This window comes from Bacillus sp. SIMBA_008, from assembly GCF_046535495.1.
GTDB classification, from domain to species: Bacteria; Bacillota; Bacilli; order Bacillales; family Bacillaceae; genus Bacillus; species Bacillus subtilis.
Window position 1 is genome coordinate 1 of sequence record NZ_JAWRWL010000758.1, and the last position, 258, is coordinate 258.

Consider the following 258-nt stretch of genomic DNA (forward strand, 5'->3'; position numbering starts at 1 on the left):
GTCAATGGACTTGCGTCACTGCTGCACGGTTTCAGCCCGATGGCAGGCGCAATCGGAATGTATATTTCCAGCGCCCTGCTTCATTTTCTGATATCATCGGGCTCAGGGGAGGCGGTCGTATTTATTCCGATTTTGGCGCCGCTTGCCGATCTGATGGGCATCACGAGACAGGTCGCGGTTGAAGCGGTCATGCTTGGGGAAGGCGTCGTAAACTGTGTCAATCCGACTTCCGGCGTTCTGATGGCCGTACTGGCTGCC

The 258-nt window shown here is 56.2% G+C and carries 1 pseudogene; it reads left to right on the top strand.

The window, feature by feature from the left end:
- Positions 1-258, top strand: a pseudogene (locus tag SB658_RS25315) (YfcC family protein); the annotation flags it as partial.